Raw genomic sequence first — 3,817 nt, 5'->3', positions numbered from 1 at the left:
CCGGTCGACGAACGGTGGATCGCGACCGGCCCGACCGACCCCGCAACGGTCGGCCGGGCCGTGCGGCGCCTGCTGACCGACGGGCCGGACGGGCGGGCCGAGCCGGTCACCGCACTCTTCACCGCGAACAACCGGGTCACCCTCGCCGCCCTCCAGGCCCTCGCCGGGCTGCCCGCCCGGCCCGCCGTGGTCGGCTTCGACGACCTCGAACTCGCCGCCCTGCTCAGCCCCGGCCTCACCGTGGTCGCGCAGAACCCGGAGACGCTCGGCCGGACGGCCGCCCGCCTGCTCTTCGACCGGCTCGGCCGGGACACCACCCCACCGCGACGCGTCGAACTGCCCACCCGACTGATCGTCCGCGGCTCGGGCGAGCTCCCGCCCGCCTGACCGGGGGACCACCGGAAGGACCACGACCCCGACCGGACCGGCCCGGCGGCCGGGTACCCGCGGACAATCCGGTGGCCCGTGGGCGGCCCGGCCTGCTTGGATGCGGGCCATGAACACCGATCTGCCCACCGGTTACGAGCTGTCCACCGACCCCGAGCGCCTGGACCGGGCGCTGGTCCACCGATGGCTGTCGGAGGACGCCTACTGGGCGCTCGGCCGTCCGCGGGAGAAGCAGGAACGGGCGATCGACGGCTCGCTCAACTTCGGTGTGTACGAGAGTGCTTCGGGCGCCCAGGTGGGCTACGCCCGGGTGGTGACGGACGGCGCCACCTTCGGCTGGCTCTGCGACGTCTACGTCGCCCCGGACGCGCGCGGCCGGGGCCTCGGCACCGCCCTGACCGCCGCCGTCCGCGACCACGTGGCCCCGTTCGGGCTGCGCCGCATCATGCTGGCCACCGCCGACGCCCACGAGGTGTACGCCAAGGTGGGTTTCGCGCCCCTCGACGACCCCGGCAAGTGGATGGCCCTCGGCGCGCAGTGAGCCCGCCGGCCCACCGCCAGAGGTCCGGGAGCTCGGCAGCTCAGCTGCCGTCGGCGTCCTCGGCGGCCAGCCGGTCCAGTTCGCCGGCGATGGCGGCGCGGAGCGGGTCGTGCTGCGGGCCGAGGGCGGCGTCCGCACCCGTCCAGCTCTCCTCGGGGTGGAGCCAGACCGGCATCCGGACGAGGTCGGCCGGCTCCCACTCGTACCGCGGCCAGACGTGGGCGTGCAGGTAGCCGTCGGTGTTGCCGAGGATCTCCAGGTTCACCCGGCGGAAGGCGGGGTCGAGGCGGCGGCAGGCCAGTTCGACGGCCTCGCCGAGCCGCTCCATGTCGGAGAGGAAGGCGATCCGCCGCCCGCGCGGCAGCTCCGACAGCCGCTGCACGCCCGGCTCGTCCGTCAGGAGCAGCGAGTACCCCGGCAGGAACTGCACGTCCCCGATCACCGCGAAGCCCGCCCCGAGGCGCCGCAGCACCGAGGGGTTCTCGCCGCGCAGGGCGCTGCCGATCCGGTCCGAACGCCAGTCCTCAGTCATCCCCCGACCCTATCTCGCCGTGATCACCGGGCGGCGGCCGGTACCGCTCAGGCCTGACGGGTCGGCAGCACCACCAGGTGGCGGAGGTTCACGTGCCGCGGGCGGCTGACGGTGAATCCGATCACGTCGGCGATCTCCTCGGCGGAGAGCGGCCCGATCGCGTCGAACATCGCGCCGAGCTGGCCGTCGAGACCCAGCGAGGGGTTGTCGATGTGCGCGCCGAGCTCGGTGTCGGTCAGGCCGGGCTCCACGGTGGAGACCCGGACGTCGCGCGGGCCGAACTCGCTGCGCAGCGAGGTCGCCAGGTGGGTGAGCGCCGCCTTGGTGGCGCTGTAGACGGCGTAGTTGGGGAAGGAGACGTGGGAGGCGATCGAGGAGACGGCCACCAGGTCCGCGGTGCGGCCCCCGGCGGCGGTGGCCACCAGGTCGCCGGTGAAGGCGCGGACCACCCGCAGCACACCGGTGACATTGGTGTCGATCATCCGGGTCCACTCGTCGATCCGGCCGTCGTCCACCGGATTGGGCAGCATCACGCCGGCGGCGGCGACCAGCAGGTCGACCCGGCCGAGTTCGGCCGCGACCCGCTCGGCGGCCCCGTCCACCGACCGCTGGTCGGTGACGTCGGCCGGCACGGCGAGCGCCCGGCCGCCGGCGGCCCCGATCTCCGCGGCCAGCTCCTTCAGCCGGTCCTCGCGGCGGGAGAGCAGCGCCACCGCGGCGCCGTTCGCGGCGAGCAGCTTCGCGGTGGCGGCGCCCATGCCGCTCGCGGCACCGGTGACGACGGCGACACGGCCGGAGAGGGAGGAGTAGGACATGGTGGGCTCCTGGGAGGGGATCAGCGGCGGTCGTCCCGCCGTCGTTTCCTTGACGTCCCCGAGCCTGCCGCTCCCGGCCGTGCCCACCCAGGGCCGTGGTTTTCCTGGGTCTGCCAGGACCACCCTCGACGGCCCCGGAAGATCCGTAGGGTCGGGGCATGAGCAACAGTGATCGCGACGGACTCGGCGCCTTCCTCCGCGCCCGCCGCGCCATGGTCCGACCGGAGTCGCTCGGCCTCCCGGAGTACGGACGGCGCCGGCGGGTGCCCGGGCTGCGCCGCGAGGAGGTGGCGCAGCTGGCCGGGGTCAGCGTGGACTACTACGTGCGGCTGGAGCAGGGCCGCGGCGGCGGCACCTCCACCGAGGTGCTGGACGCGGTGGCCCGGGTGCTGCAGTTGGACGCCACCGAGCGGGCCCATCTGCACCGGCTGGCCCGGCCGCCCCGGGAGGACGCCGTCGCGGCGGCCCCGGCGGAGGTCCGCGACGGGGTGCGGCTCGTCCTCGACATGCTGGCCGGCCCGGCCTTCGTGCTCGGCCGGTGCATGGACGTGCTGGCGTGGAACGCCCCGGCGGAGGCGCTGCTCGGGCTGTCGGACCTCCCGGAGGGCGAGCGCAACATGGCCCGGCACGCCTTCCTCGACCCGCGGGCCCGCGCCTTCTACCCGGCCTGGGAGCAGGTCGCCGCGGAGACCGTCGCCCACCTGCGGCTGGACGCGGCCCGCCACCCCGCCGACCGGCGGGCGGCCGCGTTCGTCGGCGAGTTGTCGGCACGCAGCCCGGAGTTCCGGCGGCTCTGGGACGGACACGCGGTGGCCGAGAAGACCCACGGGCGGAAACTGCTGCGGCACCCGACGGCCGGTCTGCTGGACCTCGGCTACGAGACGCTGGCCCTGCCGGGCGACCCCGCCCTGCTGCTGGTCGTCTACACGGCCGAGCCGGGCTCGCCGGAGGCCGAACGGCTCGCCGCCCTCTCGGCCGCCGTCCCGGTCTGACCCGCCCGGACCGACACGGCCCGGTACAGCAGGCCCCGCACAGCACAGCGCGCCCCGCCGTGCTCGGGGGTTCACGGCGGGACGCTCGACCTTCAGCATGGCCCCGTCCGCGCCCCGCGGCCACCGAGCACCGCCGAACAGGCGTCACCGTGATCGTGGCCGACCCCGGGGCCGCGGCCTCACCGCCGGTCCGGCTCCGGCGGGAGCGTCGCCGTGCCCGGCGCGGCACCGGGCCAGACCAGCAGGACGGGGCAGGGCGCGTGGTCCACCACGAACCGGGCGGCCGGTCCGAGGCTGCGCGGCCCGAGGCCGGTGCGGTCGCCGTCCCGGGCCAGCACCAGCAGGTCCGCGCCCTCCGCGGCGGCCACCACCTCCCGCTCGGTCCGCCCGGCCCGTTCGACCCGGCGGCAGGGACGCCCCAGGTGCTCCGCCGCGGCGTCCAGCAGCCCGTGTCCGGCCGCGTCCGCGAGCTCCTCCATCCGGCTGCCGGGGTCGCTGCCCCAGCCGTCGGCGTGGTCCCCGCGCGGGTGCCGACGGCCCATCAGCCCGG

Annotated in this window: 6 protein-coding genes; 3 read left to right on the top strand and 3 right to left on the bottom strand. The window is 76.1% G+C overall.

The features are described 5' to 3' along the window. Together ABZ641_RS28900 and ABZ641_RS28895 are read left to right on the top strand one after the other, a co-directional pair. Positions 1-387 (top strand): substrate-binding domain-containing protein (locus ABZ641_RS28900; RefSeq protein ID WP_359986418.1); only part of this gene is annotated, 387 nt, incomplete at its 5' end. A gap of 109 nt (positions 388-496) precedes the next feature. Continuing rightward, positions 497-928, top strand: coding sequence for a GNAT family N-acetyltransferase (locus ABZ641_RS28895; protein ID WP_359986416.1), 432 nt, complete (start codon positions 497-499; stop codon positions 926-928). A 40-nt stretch (positions 929-968) separates the two neighbouring features. Here ABZ641_RS28895 and ABZ641_RS28890 read toward each other — a convergent pair whose 3' ends face one another. Continuing rightward, the gene (locus ABZ641_RS28890) at positions 969-1,460 is read right to left on the bottom strand and encodes a diadenosine tetraphosphate hydrolase (protein WP_344622382.1); all 492 of its coding nucleotides are present in this window, start codon (positions 1,458-1,460) and stop codon (positions 969-971) included. 47 nt (positions 1,461-1,507) lie between these two features. Then, positions 1,508-2,275 carry an SDR family oxidoreductase gene (locus ABZ641_RS28885; RefSeq protein ID WP_344622383.1) on the bottom strand — a complete coding sequence of 256 codons (768 nt, stop codon included), beginning with the start codon at positions 2,273-2,275 and terminating at the stop codon, positions 1,508-1,510. Between the two features lie 158 nt (positions 2,276-2,433). Here ABZ641_RS28885 and ABZ641_RS28880 point away from each other — a divergent pair, with 158 nt between their 5' ends. Next, positions 2,434-3,267: a helix-turn-helix transcriptional regulator gene (locus tag ABZ641_RS28880; RefSeq protein WP_344622384.1), complete on the top strand. Its 834-nt coding sequence runs from the start codon at positions 2,434-2,436 to the stop codon at positions 3,265-3,267. A 179-nt stretch (positions 3,268-3,446) separates the two neighbouring features. On the opposite strand, the gene ABZ641_RS28875 is transcribed toward ABZ641_RS28880, so the two are convergent. Continuing rightward, positions 3,447-3,817: universal stress protein (locus ABZ641_RS28875; protein WP_359986413.1), on the bottom strand; the 371-nt coding region annotated here is incomplete at its 5' end.

This window comes from Kitasatospora sp. NPDC007106, from assembly GCF_040634455.1.
Classification (GTDB): Bacteria; Actinomycetota; Actinomycetes; order Streptomycetales; family Streptomycetaceae; genus Kitasatospora; species Kitasatospora arboriphila.
Note: the sequence above shows the minus strand (reverse complement) of the source record. Positions and strands in the feature narration are given on the sequence as shown.

Bases quoted from the DNA above. Each gene is read 5' to 3' on its own strand.
- ABZ641_RS28890 (WP_344622382.1), bottom strand. From the start codon at position 1,460: ATGACTGAGGACTGGCGTTCGGACCGGATCGGCAGCGCCCTGCGCGGC.
- ABZ641_RS28895 (WP_359986416.1), top strand. From the start codon at position 497: ATGAACACCGATCTGCCCACCGGTTACGAGCTGTCCACCGACCCCGAG.
- ABZ641_RS28880 (WP_344622384.1), top strand. From the start codon at position 2,434: ATGAGCAACAGTGATCGCGACGGACTCGGCGCCTTCCTCCGCGCCCGC.
- ABZ641_RS28885 (WP_344622383.1), bottom strand. From the start codon at position 2,275: ATGTCCTACTCCTCCCTCTCCGGCCGTGTCGCCGTCGTCACCGGTGCC.